Below are 20,647 nucleotides of genomic sequence, written 5' to 3'. Positions count from 1 at the left end.
AGAACTGGGGCGGAGACGGTGAGATACGCAATGAGGCGGCTGCTGGCAAAAGGCCTTGGGGACATGTACCGGGCCGTGCCCGCAGCCGCTTCGTTCTTTCGAGCGAAGCGAACGCGCTGCGGTGTGCGCGCCGCGCAGGCGTTTGGCTTCGTGATGCTGCTGAGCCTGAACGGCTGCCGTGCGCAACCGCCCGTATGGCCTCTGTGGGACGCCTACACGGCGCGGTTCCTCGATCAGCAGGGTCGCGTGATCGACCACAACGCGCAGGACCGCACGACCACCGAAGGCGAGGCCTACGCGATGTTCTTCGCGCTGGTGGCCAACGATCAGCCGCGCTTCGATAGGCTCGTCGACTGGACCGAGAACAACATGGCCCAGGGCGACCTCACGCTGCATCTTCCTGCATGGAGCTGGGGCAAGGCGGAGGACGGGAGCTGGCGGGTGTTGGACGCGAATCCCGCCGCCGATGCCGACCTGTGGATGGCCTACTCGCTGTGCGAGGCGGGCCGGCTATGGAACGTCGATCGCTACATGAAGCTCGGCAAGTTGATGGCGGATCGCATCGCGCAGGAAGAAGTCGTCGTGGTCCCGGGCGTGGGCACGTCGATGATTCCGGGAGCGCACGGCTTTCATCCCGACCCCAACACCTGGTTCCTCAACCCCAGCTATCTTCCGCCGGAGCTGATTGCTTACTTCGCGCGCCAGGATCCGCACTCCCCGTGGAGGCAGGTGCTCGACAGCCTGCCCAGGGTGGTCGCGTCTCCTGGAGGTTTTGCGATGGACTGGATGAAGGTTGCGCAGGATGGCGCCCATCCCAGCACGACTCCTGCAGCCGACGAAGACGATTTGCAGCAAAACCATCCTGGAGCTCCGGCGCGGGGAAGCTACGACGCGATCCGGGTGTATCTCTGGCTGGGCATGGCCGATGCGAAGACCCCGGGAGTGCATGATTCCCTGGCCGCTCTGCCCGGCATGGCGTTGTGGCTGCGCTCGCACGCGGTTCCGCCGCTGGCGGTTGACGAGGTGGGTCAATCGACCCAACCCGATTCTCCTCCGGGATTTAGCGCGGCGGTCGTCCCATATCTTCACGCGATGGGATTGAAGCCGTTGGAGGAGCAGCAGCTGGATCGTCTGGCCGCGACCAAGGATTTGAAGTCAGGACTTTATGGACACGAGGGCTGGTACTACGACCAGAACCTGGCGCTTTTCTCCACGGGTTGGAGCGAGCATCGGTTTCACTTCGGCGAGGATGGCCGGCTGTCCGTGAAGTGGAAATAGAGCGAGCTATGTGGAAAAGATGGGCGGCAATCCCTGGAATTGCAGGGTAAGCTGGGGTTGTTCTCGGTAAAACCCGAAAAAACCCGGAAGAATCGCGGGGAAAGAGCGTAATCTGCGAGAATCCTGTGGTTTGGGTAAAGCATATTGAGTCGCGTGTTTCGATCTGCGGCGGGCGAATGAGGCGATGAAAACTATCTGGCCGATTCGAGTTCCGGCGTTGGGGCTCCTGTGGTGTGCTCTGGCGCTACCCTACTCCGCGCATCCAGCGTTGGCGCAGGCTGACCAGAATGCGACCGTGCAGTTGCTGGGCCGAGCGCACACCCTGGAGGTGCGCGGCCGCATGGATATGGCCAAGCAGCTGTGGCAGCAGGTGCTGTACGTCGATCCCAACAACACTGAAGCGCTGGCCGGCATGGCTCGCGCCGCGAAGCTGGAAGGCAAGAGCGACGACGCTGCCAAGTATGAAGCGCAGATCCGCGCGATCAATCCGAATGATCCGAACCTGCAGCGGCTCTCCAATGTGAACTCGGCCGGTGGCACCACCACGGAGTTGCAGGAGGCTGGCCGGCTGGCGCAGGCTGGGCAATACGCGCAGGCGATGAGCATCATGCGGCAGGTCTATGGCAACACGCCACCGCCGGGAGATCCCGCGCTGGCGTACTACCAGACCGAGGCTGCGACCGAGGAAGGCCGTCCGCATGCGATTGCAGGTCTTCGCGCGCTGGTGGACAAGTATCCCCAGGACTCGCGGTATCAGATCGCGCTGGGCAAGATCCTGACCTACAACCCGCGCACGCGTCCGGAAGGCCGCAAGCTGCTGGCCAGGCATCCGAACGACGCTGATGCGCAGGAAGCTCTGCGGCAGTCGCTGATCTGGGATGCGCAGAATCCCAACACCGCTCCCGACATCCGCGCGTACCTTACGCACCATCCCGACCAGCAGCTGCAGAGCGCGCTGGAGCAGCAGAAGGCGCAGCAGGCCGCGGCTCGCAAGGCATCACCCAGTGGACCTCCGGCGCGTGTGCAGACCCCCGAGGAGAAGGCCGCCCAGCAGGCTGTCGTCGCACGCAATGCGGAAGAGAAGGCGGCGTTCGCCTCGCTGAATGGCCATCGCACCTCCGAGGCTGAGGAGCGCTTCAAGGCGCTGCTGGCGAAGAACCCGCAGAACCGCCAGGCGCTCGCCGGCATGGGCTATGTGCGCATGCAGCAGTCGAACTTCGGTGGAGCGATCAGCTACCTGGAGCAGGCGCAGCAGGGCGGACTCAAGGATCCCGCAGTAGAGAAGGCGCTGACCGACTCACGCTTCTACTACACGATGCAGACTGCCACCGCGGCACTGAACCAGAACGACCTCAAGACCGCGCAGGCCCAGTTCCAGTCCGCGCTGAGCATGCGTCCGAACGATCCGACGGCGCTTGAAGGCCTGGGCGGCACACTGCTGAAGGCGCAGCAGCCGCAGGCGGCGCTTCCGGTCTATACGCAATTCCTCAAGGCAGCTCCGGGAGATCGTGCCGCGTGGCGCGGGCTGCTGATGGCGCAGTATGGCGCAGGCAGGTACAGCGACGCGCTCGCGACCGATCAGCGCGTTCCTGCGAAGCTGCGCACCGAGCTGATGCATGATCCGGACTACCTCCGCACGCTGGCCTCGGTGTACATGGCGATGGGCCGCGATGCCGATGCACAGCGCGTGCTGAAGGCTGCGCTGGACCTGCCGTTTCCGGCGGGGGCGCGCGGGTTGAAGTCCGATGTCGAGATGCAGTACGCGTCTCTTCTCGCTGCGGCAGGACATAACGATCAGGCTGCAGGGCTCTATCGCCAGGTGCTCGCCGGCGATTCGACCAACACGACTGCGTGGGAGGGCCTGGTCGAGACGCTGCATGCGCAGGGCAGCGATGCTGACGCGTTCCAGGCTATCCAGACGATGCCGGCCTCGAACTACTCGGCTGCGCTGCAGGAGCCGGGCTTCGTCACGACGACGGCGGCGGTCTTTCAGGCGCAGGGGCATGATGACCTCGCGCAGGCGCTGCTGGAGAAGTTCCTGGCCAAGCAGCAGCTGGAGACCAAGAAGCCATTCGTTCCGGCGGAAGTTCAGCTCGCGGGTCTCTATCTGAAGCATGGCGACGCTGCTCGTGCCTTCCCGCTGTACGAGGCGATGATCCAGGCGAACCCCGACAGCAGCGATGCGTGGAAGGGTCTGCTGAGCGCGCTGCACGAGACCAAGCGCGATACAGATGCCATCGCTGAGCTGCAGCAGATTCCGGCTGCCACGCGTGCGCAGCTGGAGCAGGATCCCAGCTACCTCGAGATCGTTGCGGGCGTCTATGCCGGGGCCGGCCAGGCGCAGACCGCGCAGGCTTTTCTGGATCGCGCGGAAGAGCACTATGCGAGCTCACACCTCGCCCCGCCGCCCAGCATTGCGATCCAGACCGCGTGGATCCAGTACAACGCCGGTGATGACCGTGGACTTTACCTGCAGCTGATGGCGCTGGGTAGCCGCAAGGATCTTAGCGACGACCAGCGCATGACGGTGCAGACGATCTGGACGCAGTGGGCGGTGCGCCGCGCCAACTCTGCCTCCGAGCGTGGAGACTATCGCCGGGCCATTGCGATCCTGAATGCCGCCGCCCGGGCATTCCCAGGGAATCCGGCCGTGACCAAGGCGCTGGCGACGGGCTATGCAGCCGCTGGCATGCCGAAGGAAGCGGTCACCATCTTCCGGGCGCAGGACCTTACCACCGCGAGCGCAGATGACTACAAGGCAGCCGCAGGAGCCGCGCTTTCGGCGAACGATCTGAAGGATGCCGAAGTCTGGCTGCGCTTCGGACTCGAGCAGTATCCGCGCGACCCGCAGATGCTGAACCTCGCAGGCAAGTTCGAATCGCAGCGTGGCGACGCGAACCGCGCGGCCGAGTACTATCGCGCTGCGCTGAAGCTGATGCCCCAGGGCGATCCTGGGATGGAGCTGGCTGGCGAGCTGCATCAACCGATGCCGGTGATGACTCATCCGGCAAAGGAAGGTCAGCCTGCCGATCTCGCGACGCTGCTCGGCCAGCCCGATACGCTTCCTGGCGGAAGCCGTCCGCAGCCATATCTGCCCAGCTACAACGGCTCGAACAATGCGCCGGTGCAGTTGAAGAACAGCGTTCCTGGCGACTATGCTCCGGGTCCGTATGGTGGTGGTCCGCTGCCGGGCTCAACGATGCCTGCGAATCCGCCGACTTATGCTCCGAACCAGAGTTCCGCTCAGCCGCGCCTGAAGGATTACCTTCCGCCACAGTCGCGGGTGATGGACCCGGCTGTTCTCGGAGGCGTGCGCTTCGTGGTCGGCGACGCAGATGCGGTACAGCTTGCTTCCAATCGTGGCGACGATACTCCGCGACTCACATACCTCGGCAACAGCCATGCCGGTAACGCGCAGATGGTCTCGGCGCGCTTTGTCGCACCGCAGCAGGGCACGACGGCGGATGGCACGCCGATCGTGAACTACGCTCCGGTGGCTCGCCGCAAGGCGGCTCCGCAGGCGACTTCTGGATCAACCAATTCCGGAACAGCAAACGCGCAGGTCCCGCAGCCCGCGCAGCAGCCTGCGGATCAGGACATGGATGCGGCAGCTCTGCGCGCGGCGGCGATCAAGGCGAACCAGTCCTCCGGCAATGCCGCGATGACTGGTGTCAGCCGTCCTCCCAGCGACACGTATGACGTTCCGGCCGAGCAGGCTCCGGCAGCGAAGATCACGGGTGCGCAGTACGCTCCAGGTCAGGGCTCGCAGGGTATGCCTTCGCAGAGCGCGAATCCTTACGGTAATGGCTCGGGACTGCAGCAGCAGTATCCTCAACCGCACACGCGCGGAACGCTTCCCGCGACTTCGAGCACAGGTAGCGCCACGGGCTCTACCGCTTCGCATCGTCGCGTCCACCAGAGCAGCGCGGAGTCGGCACCGCGGGAGTCCGCTCCGGTGCCGCAGACCGCGCCGCAGCCTCCGCTTGTCTACCCGGGATCGTCCGAGCCGCTGACGAATCCGGGTCTGCCGACTGCGGGCACAGCGGTGAACCTCGGCCAGCCTCCCAGCGACTACCAGCTGCAGATGCAGCAGGTCCCGCCGCTGCGTGGTTACTACGATCCGCGCATCGATCCGACGGCGCCGCTGTCGGCGCGTCAGCAGACCGAGCTTGATCTCGCCAGCATTGAAGGCAGCTACAGCGCCTGGGTGGGTGGCAGCGTGATTGGACGCTACCGCAGTGGCACGCCGGGCATCGATCGCCTCGCAGCGCTGACTGCGCCGTTTGAGTACTCGGTCGTGCTGGACAACGCGGTGCGCTTCACCTTCGTGGGCACGCCGGTGTTTCTGAACTCCGGTCAGCTGGATACGCAGGGCGGAACGCTGACGCCCTATGTGCCGCTGCTGGGTTCGCTCTTCGGCAGCGCGACCAACAATCCGCAGCAGCAATTCGCAGCGGGTGTGGGCGGTGAGGTCCAGGTCGCGACGAATACCTTTGCCGGGGCTGTGGGCGTGACTCCTTTCCAGTTCCTGGTGACGAATGTGATCGGGCGTGGACGCTGGCGTCCCGCGAATGGTCACTTCACGTTCTTCGGTGGCCGCGATGCCATTGATGAGACGCAGCTCTCCTATGCTGGCCTGCGCGACCCCGCTTCGGTCTCTACCATCTATCCCGGCAATGTGTGGGGTGGCGTGGTGCAGTCGAGCGGCGGTGTCCGCATCGACGCCGGCAATGAGAAGTCGGGCATCTATGGCGTCATTGAAGGCGGCAAGCTGACCGGCTATCACGTGCTGGACAACACCAAGGTCGATGGCACGTTCGGAGCGTACTTCCGGGTGAAGGATTGGCCGGAGTACGGTTCGCTGAACATTGGCGGCCTGTTCTACGGCATGCACTTCCAGCACAACGAGCGGGCGGAGACTTACGGCCTGGGCGGATACTTCTCACCCAACGCGTATTTCCTCGCCGGCGTGCCGGTAAGCTTCCGCGGCCACTACCAGCAGAACCTGCACTACGTGGTCAATGCCAGCGTGGGTGTGCAGAGCTTCCAGGAGAACAGCGCGACGTACTTCCCGCTGGATCCGGCGCTGCAGGCTTCGGCCATCACGGCGTGCGTGAACTTCACGGGCAGCACGGTAGCGGTAATCAACCGCAACTGCGGCTTCCAGCCGAACAATGCGAATACCGGGCTGAATTTCTCGGTGGATACGGAGCTCTCGTATCACGTGACGGACCACTGGTTCGTGGGCGGCTTCCTGAGCGCGAACAACACGAACAACTACAACACGGTGCAGGGCGGCTTCTTCGTGCGGTACTTGTTCCGTCCGCAGTACGAGACGCCGCAGGGCCCGACCGGCCTCTTCCCGGTGGAAGGCCTGCGACCGCTGCGTGTGCCGTAGGGAGTTCGCTAACCTCCGACGATCATCCATAGCCCGCACGTCTTCCGGCGCGCGGGCTATTTCGCGTTTCCCGTAAGCGGCTGATATCCCGCCAGTAAAGTCTGAGGGAATTTCCTCAGCTGCATCTTGTCAAGATGCAGGCTCAACGGTATAACCCTTGCAACACCCCAGTTCCAGTGACGCTGTCCTGAGCTCCGTGTGGAGCTCTTTCATGGCATTTGGCTTGTCTGCGGTGGGAGGAGATGCCGGAGATGGAGCGGGCCCGTGCAGAGCAGTGTTGCCGTCGTATGACGGTCGGGGACAGAGCAATGAGGCAGGCGGCAACAGTCCTTGTCTGGGCGGTGGCGGTCATGGCGGCGGGTGCGCCGGCGGCCTGGGCGCGTGGCATCTTCGGCTCACCGGCGCCGGTACCGGACTGGGTGCGCGAGGCGGCGAAGCAGACGCTGCCTTCCTACCCGAAGACTACCAAGGCGGTGGTGCTTTTCGAAGACACGACGTACACCGTCGGGGCCAACGGCCAGGCCGTCGAGCACGTGCGTCGCGTGGTGAAGATCCTGCGTCCTCAGGGACGCGACTATGGCTATCCGATCGTGTACTTCGACAAGGATTCCAAGGTGCTCTCGATGCATGTGTGGAGCATCGATGCGGCCGGCCACGAGTACTCGCTCAAGGACAACGAGATTTCCGAGATTGGCCACCCAGGCGAGGGCGGCCAGCTTTACGACGACGAGCGCGCGAAGGTTGCCGACCCTCCGGGCCGCGATCCCGGCGGCATTGTGGCCTACGAGTACGAGGAGCGCGAGCATCCCTACGTCGCCGAGACCAACTGGGTCTTCCAGGATGAGCTGCCGCGTGTGCGGCAGCAGTTCACGCTGGTGCTTCCGGCGGGGTATAGCTACAACACCACGTGGGCGAACCATACGAAGGTGGATGCAGCGGACCTTGAAGGCAAGGGCTACCGCTGGGAGATGAAGGATGTCGCGGGGATCGACCTGGACGATGTTCCGATGTCGCCTTCGACCTCCGCACTGGCAGCGCGCATGACGGTGCACTACTCGGGCCCGGGGCTGGCGGAGCCGCAGGATGGCACCTGGCAGGGTGTGGGCCTATGGTACGAGGGGCTTTCTCGCGACCGCATGCAGCCGAATGCGGACATCACCGCGAAGGCGCAGTCGTTGATCGCGGGCAAGACGGACTTCTACGACAAGGCGGAAGCCATCGGGGAGTTCGTGCAGAAGCAGATTCGCTACTTCGTCATCGAGATGGGCATCGGCGGGGACCAGCCACACTTCGCCTCGGATATCTACAAGGGCCGCTACGGCGACTGCAAGGATAAGGCCACGCTGCTGGGCTCAATGCTCACGAGCGTGGGGATGAAGAGCGACATCGTGCTGGTGGATACGCACCGTGGCGCGGTGAACCCGCAGAACCCTTCGCGATGGGGAAACCATGCAATTGCGGCCATCGAAGTTCCGGCGGGCTATGAGTCGCCCAAGCTGCACAGTGTCGTGACGGCGAAGTCCGGCAAGCGATACCTCATCTTCGATCCCACCTGGTCGGATACGCCCTTCGGGCAGGTGGAGGACGACCTGCAGGGGAGCTACGGTCTCATCGTCGAAGGCAAGAACAGCGAGCTGGTGCAGATCCCAGTGGTCGACCCGGAGTTCAACACGATCCGCCGGACGGCCAGCTTCACGCTGGCGCCGGACGGCACGCTGAAGGGGCAGGTGACGGACCGGCGCTTCGGCGACATCGCCTCCAACCGCCGACAAGCGGTGACCCACAACGAGGGCGCCAAGCAGCAGCAGTACATGGACCGCACTGTCGCTCACGACTTTGCGGCGGCATCGCTCACGGAGCTCAAGTTTGAGAACGTCGACGCACTGGACAAGGACCTCACGACGAGCTTCCAGCTGACGGCGACGCACTTTGCTACCACCACAGGACCGCTGCTGATGGTGCGGCCGCGGGTCTTTGGCGAGTATGCGCCGGGTGTCGATCGCAAGGCCCGCACGGTGCCCATCGACCTGGGAACGGCGATGCAGGCGAGCGATAGCTTCGACATTGAGCTGCCGGAAGGGTATGCGGTCGATGAGCTGCCGGACCCGGTCAAGGCCGACTTTGGCTTTGCCAGCTACGAGAGCAAGACCGTGCTCAACGGACGTGTGCTGCACTATGCGCGCACGTACACGGTGCGCCAGGTGCAGGTGCCGGCGGAGAAGTACGACGACCTTCGCAAGCTCTCCGGGATCATCGCAGCGGATGAAGATAGTCGAGCGGTGTTGAAGCGGTCGCATTAGTCGCAGATGGCCGCTGGCCAGAGCATCGTGCCAACGCAGTTCAGTAGAGAAGGAGTGGGAACAATGTACGCAGCGTCCACGCATGCAGCCAGGGATCAACGCAACAACAAGGCAGGGCGTCGGGGCGGAAGGACCGGAGTGAGCCGGGCCGGCCTCGTATTCTGCGCGGGGATGATGCTTGCCGTTCTTGCGCCCGCTGCCTTCGCCGACAACTTTACGGCCCCGACGAAGGAAGAGCTAGAGATGAAGTCGCTGCCGGACTATCCGAACGCACCTGCGGTCGTGCTCTTCCGGGAAGAGGTGACCAAGGACGACCTGCATGTCGTGCAGCACTACGAACGCATCAAGGTCCTGACGGAAGAAGGCAAGAAGTACGCCAACGTCGAACTGGCGTATGTCAGCTCGCGCGAGTCGGGGTTCTACTACGAGGGTGATGACAAGACGGCCGACAGCATCATGGGCCGGACCATCCATCCTGATGGCACGATCATCCCTTTCACCGGCAAGCCCTACCTGAAGGTGATGGAGAGCACGAAGAATTACAAGCTGCAGGAGAAGGTCTTTACGCTGCCAGATGTCGAGGTAGGAAGCATCATCGAATACCGCTATGCGACGCGCATCAACGATAGCTCCTACGAATCGCCGCACTGGATGCTGCAGGGCGATCTGTTCGTGAAGAAGGCGCACTATGCCTGGTATCCGACGTCGAAGGATCTGGTGGACGGAGAGAATGGCGCCCACATCAACTCCATCGCGTGGTTTCCCATCCTGCGAAATCAAGACAACTTCCAGCACCGTGATCTGCCTGGAGGAGGCCACCAATATGAACTTACGGTGGCCGACGTGCCGCCTATCCCGAAGGAGGAGTTCATGCCTCCGACGCGCTATTACACGCTTCGCATGCTGTTCAGTTTCACGGAGTATCGTTCGGGCGATGACTTCTGGAAGGACCAGGCCAAGCGCTGGTCCAAGAAAGTGAACAGCTTCACCGGGCCGAACAGCGACCTGCGTAGCGCGACGGAGAAAGTGGTTGCCGGAGCCAAGACGGATGACGAGAAGCTTCGCCGCATCTATGCCGAGGTAATGTCGCTCGAGAATACGAGCTTCACTCGCGAGCGCGAGGAGCGCGAGGAAAAGGCCAACGGAGTTGGAAAGACCAACAATGCGTCCGACGTGCTGGCGCACAAGCGCGGATCGCCGTGGCAGCTTACTGAGCTCTTTATCGGCATGACGCGTGCAGCGGGACTGCAAGCTTACGCCGTGTGGGTACCGGACAGGTCCATCGAGCTGGTGACCAAGGGCTGGCTCAGCACGTCGCAGTTCGATGACCTGGTCGCGGTGGTCAAGGTCGACGGGAAGGATGTTTTCTTCGACCCGGGCTCGCGTTATGAGCCTTATGGCCGGCTCGCCTGGCAGCATACCTTTCTGCCTCTGGCGCTGCGTCAGACCGAGGGAGGCACTGACTGGACCACGACCCCGGGCGACGCCTATCCGGCGAACTCGGTCCAGCGTGTCGCGAACCTGACTATGGATGAGAGCGGCGCCGTGACTGGTTCGATCAACCTGACCTTCAGCGGAGAACCGGGGGTGCATTGGCGTCAGGCAGCGCTTCGCGGCGATGACGAGAGCGTCCGCAAGCAGCTGGAGGATTCACTGCAGGAGATGCTGCCGAAGACCCTGGAGGTGAAGGTCGCCACCATCTCGCCGATGGACGACTATGAGAAGCCGCTGGCGGTCAAGTTCACCACCACGGGCTCGCTTGGAACGATGACCGGGAAGCGCGTGGTGCTTCCGGTCGACCTGTTCACGGTGGGCAGCTCGGCGACGTTCCCGCACGAGAAGCGTGAGGCCGCGGTGTACTTCCATTACGCTTCGGTCACCCGCGATGCTCTGCGCATCAATCTTCCGCCGACGCTCACTCCGGAGGCGCTGCCGGAGGGCACCAAGTTCACCATGGCCGATGAGGGCGGCTATGTTTTGAACATTACCTCCGGCCCCAACCAGTTCACGACGCGCCGGGATATGGCCCTGAACAGCATCCTGGTGCTTCCTGCGGATTATCCCAAGCTGCGCACGTTCTACTCGCAGTTCGAGGCCAAAGACCAGGAGAGCGTCGTATTGAAGCCAGCGCCGCAGAATGCCTCCTCCACGACACCGGCAGCGCCCGCGGGCAAATCGCAGTAAGGCTGAGATGGTCTGTTGCGCGTCAGCATGGACGTCATGGACGAAAGCGGCAAACCTTCACCGTGCCGTTGTCGTAGGGGCAGGGAGCGGCAGTTTGCGCGCTGGAGCTTAGCACCAGCCAGTCGGGAGCGAAGGGCCGCAGCCTTTCCTCACGCTGCACTGGTGTCAGGCGGCTCAGGTCGCGCTGGGCTTCCGCTGCGGGAAGCCATAGCGGCGCAAGCGAAGGCTGGTTTGCAGCCTCGCCGCCGTCCTTCGAGAAGTCGGGCAGCGAGCTGTGCAGGCTGATGGCGCGGAAGTTCTGCGCGTCTTCGCCATTGGCATTCACGTAGCGTGCGTCGAGCGCGAAGAGCGCGTCCGGGGGCGTATGGTTTCGCGACCAGAGGAAGGCTTGCACCCAGGGGTTAGGGTTGTCGCGCCCGGGAAACTCAACATGGGGCGAGCCGGGGAAGGTCGCCCGCTGCGCGACGAAGAAGATGGCCGCCGACAGCAGGACGAGGCCGAACGGAAGGGTCCGCAGTGTCTTGCGGGCGATGGCAGACTCCTGCCGTGAGGCTTTGGCCTCTGCCGCCAGAACAGCTCCAGCTCCAAGCAGCAGGGGCAGCAGGGCATACACGATCCAGAGCACTCGCAGCGGCTGCAGGCGCGCCACGGGATGGGACGCGAAGTGTTCCTGCGCGCAGCAGAGTTCGACGGCAAGCGCACAAGCCAACAGAGCCAGCGTGGCGCGGGCGAGGAGAGCGGTTGCGGGTTTGAATCCGCTCGGGCGAAGCGTTGCGAACGCTGCCAGGATGAGCGCGGGGGCGGCAATCCCGACAAGCTCGTACCCGTGCCATTGCGAGAGGAACCAGTAGTAGCGGCTGGCATCCACCGCACGCGCCGCCGCAGAAGCGTGGCCCGCGGTGAGCTGCAGGGCAATGGCCGCGAGCAGGGCAATGCCGGCTGTGACCGTCATGCTCAAGGCGGCACGAGGCCGACGCACGAGCCGCAACATGATTACGAGTCCTAGGGCATACGCGGCCATCAGCGGATGAAAGCCGAACGCCACCGCGAGCGATAACGCGCAGAGCCAGGCAGAGCGCTTTGTGCTTTGCAGACGCCACGGGGCTAGTTGATCCATCGGATGCGCTGGATCCAGGGCAAGCGCTACTGCGAAGAGCGCGAAGGGCGCACAGAAGCTGCGCGCGGTGAGATAGGGATCGATGAGCAGCAGCGACGTGCCGGCGACGGGCAGCGTGGCCCAAGTCGCAAGCAGGGCAACGCCGGTGAGTTGCGCTCGCTGATCTGCGGTGATGCGTCGCAGCAGCGCCAGGCCTGCGGTGAGCGTGAGTGCGAGCGTGGCGATGTCCAGCGCCAGCAGGCTCCAGGGGAGCGGCACGTGCAGGCGAACGAGGTCTGCGAGCAGCGGCTCGAACAGCGAGGTGCGCAGGGGCTCAACGATGAAGTCGCGATAGTGAGGATAGAGTGTAGAGTCGACCCGCAGCAGCACGCGTGTCAGGTACATGCCACCATCTTCGGCGTAGGGATGCCAGCCGGCGACGGCGAAGGAAAGCATTGTCAATGCGGCGATGACCGCGGTCCATCGAGTCCGGGACCAAGGCGCCTGCGACGACGGATGTGAGGCCGCGCTGTGCGAACGGTTGGTAGGCTTTGCAGCGAGGAGAACCGCCATCTCCACCACTCTACGCGTTGCACGGACACCAGGCGCAGTCCCCGCCGTTGGCTCGACGAGACGATACAATAGGCGAGGTTGAGACCTATGCCGATTTGCTCAAACAGCGCGTCGTTCCTTCGGATACCCACCAGCAGCGCCATGCGGTTCAGCAGCGCTTCGGAGTGCGGGCGTTGACGCGAGAGAGCCGGCTGAACCTATTCAAGATGCTCCCCGGGCTTGCGATCAGCGCCGGATTCATCTGGTGGACCTATATCCGCATCGGCCCGAACGGAAAGCGTGGGTTCGATGCCGAGACCTTTCACCAGCTGCGGCTGGTGGCTCCTGTGTGGCTTCTGGGCGTGCTGGTGTTCAGCGTGCTGGGCTATGGCACGCGTTGTTATCGTAGCTACGCGATGCTGAAGAGCACGGGAGCCAAGTTTAGCGTGTGCGCTCGCGTCTTCATGACGTCGCTGGCCGCCAACAATGTGCTTCCCTTGCGCATCGGCGACGTGATGCGCATCTTCAGCTATGCGGAGGATGTGAACGCGACGCCGTCGATGGTACTGAGCACGGTCATCCTGGAGAAGCTGCTGGATGTGTTCTCGCTGGCGGTGCTATTCGTGGGCACGCTGCAGTTTGGCGGCGGCGTCTCCGGCCACATGCGGACGCTGGCCGAAGGCGGCATGATCCTTTCGACCGTGGGCCTGCTGGTGATGGTCTTTGGCGCGCGTGTGATTGAGCCGCTGCTGGAGAAGATCTTTGCGAACACGCAGAACAAGCTGCTGAAGAAGCTGGAGCACTGGCTGCTGCTGGCCATCGATTGCATGCGGCAGATTGGCGTCGTCGGCTCGCTGATGCTGGTGGTCTACAGCTTTATCGCGTGGGCCTTCGAGTGCTTCATGTATGTCGCGTTGGCGAAAGCTATCGGCCTGCACACGGATGTGGTGGGGCCATGGCAGGCGACGGCGGAGGCGAACTTATCGTTCCTGATTCCAAGCTCGCCTGGCGGGATTGGGCCATTCGAGCTGGCGTGCAAGGATGCGATGACGCGGCATGGAGCAACGCCGGAGGCCGCAGCGCTGTATGCTCCGCTGGTGCATCTATGGCTCATCGTGGTAATTACGGCTGTGGGTGGAGGCATGTTCTTCGCAAACCGCGTGCATCAGGCTCGACGCAAGCCGCTGCTCGAAGAGATTGAGACGCTGCCGGGAACGCTGCCTTAAGGCAGTGAATAGTGATCATTGAATAGTTAGTAATGAAGAACGGCGCGGCTTACGGAGATCTCCGTACATGATGCCCGCTGTCGAGAGAATGTATGTATCGCAAGCTGCAACAAAGTATTCAGACGAAGATTCAGTCGCTTCTCGTAGAGCGCTATGGCGTGGAGCTGGCGGCGCTGGCCGTCGAGCTGCCACCCAAGATCGAGTTCGGCGAGATGGCGCTGCCTATTGCCTTCGAACTCGCCAAGCGGTTGAAGAAAGCTCCGCGTGTGATCGCGCTGGAGATCGCTCCGCTGCTCTCCGAGATTGAGGGCGTGGCGAGCGTTGACGTTGCGGGCGCGGGGTATCTCAACCTGAAGCTCGATCGCGGGGATGTTGTACGGCGCATGGCTGCCGATGAACATGCGGCCGTTGGCGGTGGCGGGTTCCGGCTCGTCGAGCACACCAGTATCAATCCCAACAAGGCCGCGCACGTGGGCCACCTGCGCAACGCGATCCTCGGCGACAGCTTCGCACGCATGCTGAGGCGCGACGAGTACAAGCGGGGTTGGGAGATCGGCGTTCAGAACTACATCGACAACACGGGCGTGCAGGTCGCGGACATTGTTGTGGCCGTCACTGTGCTTGAGGGCATGGACCTCGATCGCGTGAACGAGTGGATGGAGGAGCTGTTCGAGAGCAACCAGCGACTGGACTATGCGTGCTGGGACCTCTATGCGCACGTGTCGCAGTGGTACGACTCCGATTCGGCGCTTGCCCCTGAGCGCAAGAAGCTGCGGCTGGAGACGCTGCACAAGATCGAAGAAGGCAACAACGACACGGCTACGATTGCCGATCTGATTGCGACGGGCGTGTTGCGCAGGCATCTCGAGACGATGGAGCGGCTGGGCATCGAGTACGACTTCCTTCCGCGGGAGAGTGAGATCCTGCACCTCGACTTCTGGAACACGGCGCGCGAGCTGATGATCGCGAAGGGCGTGCTGTACTTCGAGAGCGAAGGCAAGAACAAGGGCTGCTGGGTGATGCGCCGCGCGGGCGTTGTGCCGGCGGGGATTGCCGAAGGCCCGGGGCCGGAGGTCAATGCGGAGCTTGAAGCGGCGCAGGGACCGGATGAGGATGCGAAGATCCTGGTGCGGTCGAGCGGAACGGTGACGTATGTGGGCAAGGACATTGCGTATCACCTATGGAAGTTCGGGCTGTTGGGGAAGGACTTCTTCTACGCTCCGTTCCATGAGTACGCGACGCATATGTGCTGGACCTCGACGGATAAGCCTACGGGGCAGCTGCCGGATGGTAAGGGCTTCGGGCACGCGGATGCGATCTACAACGTCATCGACTCGCGCCAGGACGATCCGCAGGCGCAGGTGAAGGAAGCGCTGCGCGGGCTTGGCTATGAGGCGGCAAGTGAGCGCTACACGCACCTGAACTACGCCTTCGTGGGCCTCACCGCACGCACGGCGGAAGAGCTTGGCTACACGCTGACCGAGGAAGAGCAGGCGAAGAACTTTATCGAGGTGAGCGGGCGCAAGGGCTTCGGCGTGAAGGCTGATGATCTCATCGACCGCATGATTGCAGCGGCTCGCACCGAAGTGGACAATCGGCATCCTGAGCTCGAGGAGACGGAGCGCGCGGAGATTGCGAAGACGATTGGTGTCGGCGCGCTGCGGTTCTTCCTGCTTCGCTTCACGCGCACCACGCTCATTGCCTTCGACTTCAAGGATGCGTTGAGCTTCGATGGCGAGACCGGCCCTTATGCGCAGTATGCGGCGGTGCGTGCAGCGAACATCTTCCGCAAGGCTGGCGTCGAGGCCGAGACCGCGCTTGCGGCCGTGCAGACCGGCGACTTCGCCTCACTGCTCACGACCGAAGAAGGGACGAGTGTGTGGGAGGTGTGGCTGTCGGCGTCGCGGCTCTCCACGGTGCTGGAGCAGGCCATCGCGGCGGCGGAGCCTGCGATCCTGGCGCGGTATGCGTTCCAATTGGCGCAGCAGTTCAATAACTTCTACCATCGGCACCACATCCTGACGGAGACGGATGAGGCGCGCAAGACGCTGCTGCTGGCGACGGCGGCGGTGGCCCGGCGCGAGCTGGTGCGGGTGCTTGGCTGGCTGGGGATCGGCGTTCCGAGCGCGATGTAGGGGTGGTTTTCTCCACCCTTTCCACAGTGGTGCACAGGGCGTGCGGTAGGCTGTTGTCCTTCCTGATTCTCCCGGAACGAGGGTGCGATGCGGCAAGCAGTGATGACGGCAGGTGTGGCGTTGGTGCTTGGGGTTGGCGGCGTGGCCCAGACTCCGGATGCGGGACCGGCGCCAGCGCCGAGTGGCGTCGAGGTTCGCGGCGATGGTCATTGCCCGGCGGTGAAGGCGGGCGATGTCGTGCACTACTCGCTGACGCTCGACGGCGCGGATGAGGCGCAGTCGGTCTATGCCGACCTGCAGTTGCGCTCGCGCGGTGCGATGAAAGAGAGCGATCTTCCTCTGCCGGGCTCGGGTGCGATTGGCGGCGGCGGCGCGGGCTCGCGCGATGCACAGTGGGGCAAGGTGTATCACTTTGCCTTCACGGTTCCGTCGGGCGCGGACTCGGGGATCTATCACGCGCAGGGCGTGATGGTGACGGTGCGCGATGCTGCCGGTCCACTGGACGCCGGGCTGGATAAGAAGGCGCGCGAGCGTGTGCATCGCTTCTGCCTGGCGGTGCTGGGTAAGGGGATCGGTGATGGGTTCCCGGTGGTGACTGACTTCAAGGGTGGGCCGATCGATCGGAAGTAGCTCGCAGGCCAGCTATAGCAGCTTAGGAACGATCTCGGTTGCGGTGCCGAGGAGGATTTCGTCGAAGCTGGCGGCGTTCAGGGGTTCTTCGGGGCCGATGTAGATGGTTTGGGCCTTCTTCCGTCTGGCTACCGAGACGAAGCCGGCGGCGGGGTAGACGTTGCCGGAGGTTCCGATGACCAGCAGGTGGGTGGCGCGGTCGAGCTCGGCGTAGATGGCGTCGAGGTCGAGGGGGATCTCGCCGAACCAGACGATGTGGGGGCGGATGGCGCTGCCGCAATGGTCGCAGGTGGGTAGAGCGGTCGCGTCTTCGTAGAGGTTGGTGTCGGGGAAGGGCTGGTTGCAGTCGACGCAACGGGACTCGAAGAGCTGGCCGTGCATGTGGTGGAGGTGCTTCGAGCCGGCGCGTTCGTGGAGGTCGTCGACGTTCTGGGTGCAGAGGTAGAAGCGGTTGGTCATGCGCCGCTCGAGTTCGGCGAGGGCGCGGTGGGCGGCGTTGGGTTGGGCGGCGACGGCGTCGCGGCGGCGCTGGGAGTAAAAGCGCCAGACGAGGGCGGGGTCGCGGTCCCAGGCTTCGGGGGTGGCTACGTCTTCGACGCGGTGGTTCATCCACAAGCCGTCGGACGCGCGGAAGGTGGCGAGGCCGGACTCGGCGGAGATTCCTGCGCCGGTGAGGACGAAGAGACGGTCGGTTTCGTTGAAGCGCATGGTGGTACCCCCCTCCCCCCTTTTTGCTCAAGTGTTCATTCGAGATACTTTAGGGGTGGACCTCAGTAGGGAGGTTCTCCGTGGTCCGTTCTCCGTTGTCCGGGAAATGCGAACGCCCGGCTGGGCCGGGCGGTGGTTGTTTGCTCTGTCTTCATTGTATTGGGGGTGTCAAGAGGGGATCAGTGACATCCGCGGAGGAGCAGGAACCACACGAGGGACAGGAGGATCGATCCAATGAGGCCTATGACGAGGATGGGGCTTCGCGGCGATGCGGCGGCGGCGGTATGGGTGTTCTGGCGCGGCGCTTCGGGGTTGTAGCGGATGGGAAAGAGGGTGTTTTGCGGGATGGCTTTGTCGGAGGCGAACTCGGCGGTGTGAAGCTCTCCGGCGGCCCAGTAGTTATAGGTGATCTGGAAGTGGCGGGAGGGCAGACCGAAGGCCATGGCGCGGCCGGCTCCGGCGTCGTACCGGCAGGCGGTGACGGTGGCGATGGCTTCGGGCCATTGAGGATTGGGTGGTTCGGGCATGGCTAGGACTGGAGTATGGCTTGGACGGTTTCGACGGGGATGGGCATGCGGCGAGTGTACGCGAGCGATGTCAGGGCGCAGGTGGGCTAACTGCAAGGGCAAAGGCAGAAGCAGATCCCCTTCGGGGATGACAACCAAGAAGGGCAAGATCCAGAAATGGCCGGAGGGTTGAGGCCGAATAAGCCCCTTCGGGGTTCTTCGGCTGCTCAGGATGACGAGCCCTACGCGTCGGCGTTCTGCGGGCCCACATCTCTTCGAGATATGGGGCACCCGGCAGGATCGTAGCGAAGAAGATCGTGATCGAGTTTTGAGGTTGGAGCTTGGAGCTGCGAGTTTTGACAACCTCCGTGGGGACCCACGTCTCAGAGGCGAGACGTGGGGCACCCGGAGAGTTGTTATTTCGCGTAGTTGCGGACCCATTCGGCGATGGAGCGGACGGCGATGCCGGTGGGGCCTTTGGATTGCCAGGGTTTCTGGTCGTCCATCCAGGCGGTTCCGGCGATGTCGAGGTGGATCCATTTCGCGCCTTCGACGAATTCCTTGAGGAACATGGCGGCTGTGATGGCTCCGCCGTAGCGGCTGCCGCCGGTGTTCATGATGTCGGCGATCTGGCTCTTGATCTGGTCGCGGTAGTCGTCGGTGCAGGGCATGCGCCAGTACTTTTCGCCGGTGGTAGGGGTGATGTCGAGGAAGCGCTGGGCGGTTTCGTCGTCGTTGGAGAAGAGGCCGGCGTTGAGCAGGCCGAGCGCGACGCCGATGGCTCCGGTGAGGGTGGCGGCGTTGACGAGGTGGGTGGCCCCGAGGGTTTGCGCGTAGTGGAGGCCGTCGGCGAGCACGAGGCGGCCTTCGGCGTCGGTGTTCATGATCTCGATGGTCTTACCGGACATGGCGGTGATAACGTCGCCGGGTTTGAAGGCTTTGCCGTCGGGCATGTTCTCGCAGGAGCAGATGACGCTGATGACGCGGACGGCGGGTTTGAGCAGAGCGATGGAGCGCATCGCTCCCAGCATGGCCGCGGCGCCGCCCATGTCGTACTTCATCTTGTCCATGTTTTCGGCGGGCTTGATGGAGATGCCGCCGGTGTCGAACGTGATGCCCTTGCCGACGAGGCCGAAGACGGGTGCGCCTTCCGCGGGGGCTGTGGGCGGCTCGTACTTGAGGACGATGAGGGCAGGCGGCTGCTCGGAGCCTTGGGTGACGGCGGCGAAGGCTCCCATCTTGAGCTCGAGGATCTTGTCGATGCCGAAGACCTCGCAGGAAAGGCCGACTTCGTCGGACATGGCCTTGGCGCGGCGGCCTAGCTCGGTGGGGGTGAGGATGTTGCCGGGCTCGTTGACGAGGGTGCGGGCGAAGTTCTGGCTGACGCCATAGATGTTGCCCTGGTCGAAGCCCGTTTTGATCCAGCGGCGCTGCTCCTCGTCGGTCTCGGTGGAGAGGAGGGTGACGAGATCGACGCTGAGATCCTTGCGATCGGAGCGATAGAAGTCGATGTCGAAGTCGGCGAGGAGAGCGCCTTCGGCGAGGGCTCGGGTGGCGAGACCGGCGGGGACGGTGGCCGACGAGGAGAACTCGGGGGCTGCGATGGCGATGTCGCGGAGGGAGCGGGGCTTGGCGAAGCGGATGGCGACGCCGGCACCCTTGCGGAGGGAGTCGGCGGTGAGCGCGGAGGCTTTGCCGAGGCCGATGACGAGGAGGCGCTCGGCGGCGAGGCCTGCGGGCTTGTGCAGGAGCAGGGTTTCGCCGAGGGTGGCCTTGAACTCAGCGAGCGCTCCCTGAACCCAAGGAGCGGCGGCGGCGAGGATGGGCTGGGAGGTGGTCAGCAGCTGGGGGGCCGGGTCTTCCTTGCCGGAGGCGGAGTCGACGGCGAAGACGGCGAGGAGCGGGGCGGCGAAGTCGGCGGGGTTTTGGAAACGGAGGCTGGCGTTCACCTCTTCATGGTAACGCCGGGGTGTGCGTGCGGGTTTGATGGGGTGAAGGGTGGCGGGTCTGGCGGGGTCGAAATGAGATTTGGTGGAGGAGCGGAGGAGTAAGGCTGATTGAGTCTGGAGTCTGGAGCTGGGAGTGGTTTAGTCTCCATCACCCGGTCTAAACCCACCGCCTTTAGGCGGTGTGCTTTCAGCGTCTTGCTGGATACTGGAAGAGATGGTGGAGTATCGCAAGAACGCGCATTCCGTGTGGGACATCAAGTACCACGTGATCTGGGTGACGAAGTACCGTTATAAGGTGCTGCGTGGCGAGGTCGCGGTTCGCACCCGTGATCTGCTGCGGCAGATATGCCAGGGACGGGACGTTGTAATCGTGCAGGGTTCGGTGTCTCCGGACCACATTCACATGCTGGTGAGCGTTCCGCCGCAGCTGGCTCCTGCGAAGCTGGTGCAGTATCTGAAGGGCCGATCGAGCCGCATGCTGCAGGACGAGTTTCCGCAGTTGAAGAAGCGCTATTGGGGCCAGCACCTGTGGGCCCGCGGGTACTTCTGCGCGAGCGTGGGCGCGGTGGACGAGGACACCATCCGGCGGTACATCGAAAATCAGCAGTGGGACGATCCGGGAGAGAACTTCAAGATCACCGCGCCCACCGAGCCTTAAGCCGGCTCTCAGCCGGAAGCCTTGCAG

The 20,647-nt window shown here is 63.6% G+C and carries 12 protein-coding genes; 8 read left to right on the top strand and 4 right to left on the bottom strand.

What is annotated here, in order from left to right:
* Positions 1-30 precede the first annotated feature (30 nt).
* From bcsZ to AC5E6W_RS11870, 4 genes are all read left to right on the top strand, one after another.
* Positions 31-1,278 (top strand): cellulose synthase complex periplasmic endoglucanase BcsZ, encoded by a 1,248-nt coding sequence (gene bcsZ / locus AC5E6W_RS11885; RefSeq protein ID WP_491752517.1) that lies wholly within the window; start codon positions 31-33, stop codon positions 1,276-1,278.
* 184 nt (positions 1,279-1,462) lie between these two features.
* On the top strand, positions 1,463-6,676 hold the full coding sequence (locus AC5E6W_RS11880; RefSeq protein ID WP_491752516.1) for a cellulose synthase subunit BcsC-related outer membrane protein: 5,214 nt from the start codon (positions 1,463-1,465) through the stop codon (positions 6,674-6,676).
* 308 nt (positions 6,677-6,984) lie between these two features.
* A complete protein-coding gene (locus tag AC5E6W_RS11875; RefSeq protein ID WP_491752515.1) occupies positions 6,985-8,976 on the top strand; it encodes a DUF3857 domain-containing transglutaminase family protein in 1,992 nt (663 codons plus the stop codon).
* A gap of 171 nt (positions 8,977-9,147) precedes the next feature.
* Positions 9,148-11,160: a DUF3858 domain-containing protein gene (locus tag AC5E6W_RS11870; RefSeq protein WP_491752514.1), complete on the top strand. Its 2,013-nt coding sequence runs from the start codon at positions 9,148-9,150 to the stop codon at positions 11,158-11,160.
* A 34-nt stretch (positions 11,161-11,194) separates the two neighbouring features.
* Here the strand turns inward: AC5E6W_RS11870 and AC5E6W_RS11865 are convergent, their stop codons facing one another.
* Complete coding sequence (locus AC5E6W_RS11865; protein WP_491752513.1) at positions 11,195-12,712, bottom strand: hypothetical protein; 1,518 nt, start codon at positions 12,710-12,712, stop codon at positions 11,195-11,197.
* A gap of 212 nt (positions 12,713-12,924) precedes the next feature.
* Here AC5E6W_RS11865 and AC5E6W_RS11860 point away from each other — a divergent pair, with 212 nt between their 5' ends.
* From AC5E6W_RS11860 to AC5E6W_RS11850, 3 genes are all read left to right on the top strand, one after another.
* Positions 12,925-14,034: a lysylphosphatidylglycerol synthase transmembrane domain-containing protein gene (locus AC5E6W_RS11860; RefSeq protein ID WP_491752512.1), complete on the top strand. Its 1,110-nt coding sequence runs from the start codon at positions 12,925-12,927 to the stop codon at positions 14,032-14,034.
* 92 nt (positions 14,035-14,126) lie between these two features.
* On the top strand, positions 14,127-16,169 hold the full coding sequence (locus tag AC5E6W_RS11855; protein WP_491752511.1) for an arginine--tRNA ligase: 2,043 nt from the start codon (positions 14,127-14,129) through the stop codon (positions 16,167-16,169).
* A gap of 87 nt (positions 16,170-16,256) precedes the next feature.
* Positions 16,257-16,799 carry a hypothetical protein gene (locus AC5E6W_RS11850; RefSeq protein ID WP_491752510.1) on the top strand — a complete coding sequence of 181 codons (543 nt, stop codon included), beginning with the start codon at positions 16,257-16,259 and terminating at the stop codon, positions 16,797-16,799.
* Between the two features lie 12 nt (positions 16,800-16,811).
* On the opposite strand, the gene AC5E6W_RS11845 is transcribed toward AC5E6W_RS11850, so the two are convergent.
* The 3 genes from AC5E6W_RS11845 to AC5E6W_RS11835 all read right to left on the bottom strand — a co-directional run bounded on the left by AC5E6W_RS11845 (position 16,812) and on the right by AC5E6W_RS11835 (position 19,962).
* A complete protein-coding gene (locus AC5E6W_RS11845) occupies positions 16,812-17,507 on the bottom strand; it encodes an SIR2 family NAD-dependent protein deacylase (protein WP_491752509.1) in 696 nt (231 codons plus the stop codon).
* A 179-nt stretch (positions 17,508-17,686) separates the two neighbouring features.
* The gene (locus tag AC5E6W_RS11840) at positions 17,687-18,034 is read right to left on the bottom strand and encodes a hypothetical protein (protein ID WP_491752508.1); all 348 of its coding nucleotides are present in this window, start codon (positions 18,032-18,034) and stop codon (positions 17,687-17,689) included.
* Between the two features lie 395 nt (positions 18,035-18,429).
* Positions 18,430-19,962: a leucyl aminopeptidase gene (locus tag AC5E6W_RS11835; protein WP_491752507.1), complete on the bottom strand. Its 1,533-nt coding sequence runs from the start codon at positions 19,960-19,962 to the stop codon at positions 18,430-18,432.
* 214 nt (positions 19,963-20,176) lie between these two features.
* Here AC5E6W_RS11835 and tnpA point away from each other — a divergent pair, with 214 nt between their 5' ends.
* Positions 20,177-20,620, top strand: a complete 444-nt coding sequence (gene tnpA / locus AC5E6W_RS11830) for an IS200/IS605 family transposase (RefSeq protein WP_491752506.1) — start codon at positions 20,177-20,179, stop codon at positions 20,618-20,620.
* Positions 20,621-20,647 lie beyond the last annotated feature (27 nt).

The organism is Bryocella sp. (assembly GCF_058498515.1).
Note: the sequence above shows the minus strand (reverse complement) of the source record. Positions and strands in the feature narration are given on the sequence as shown.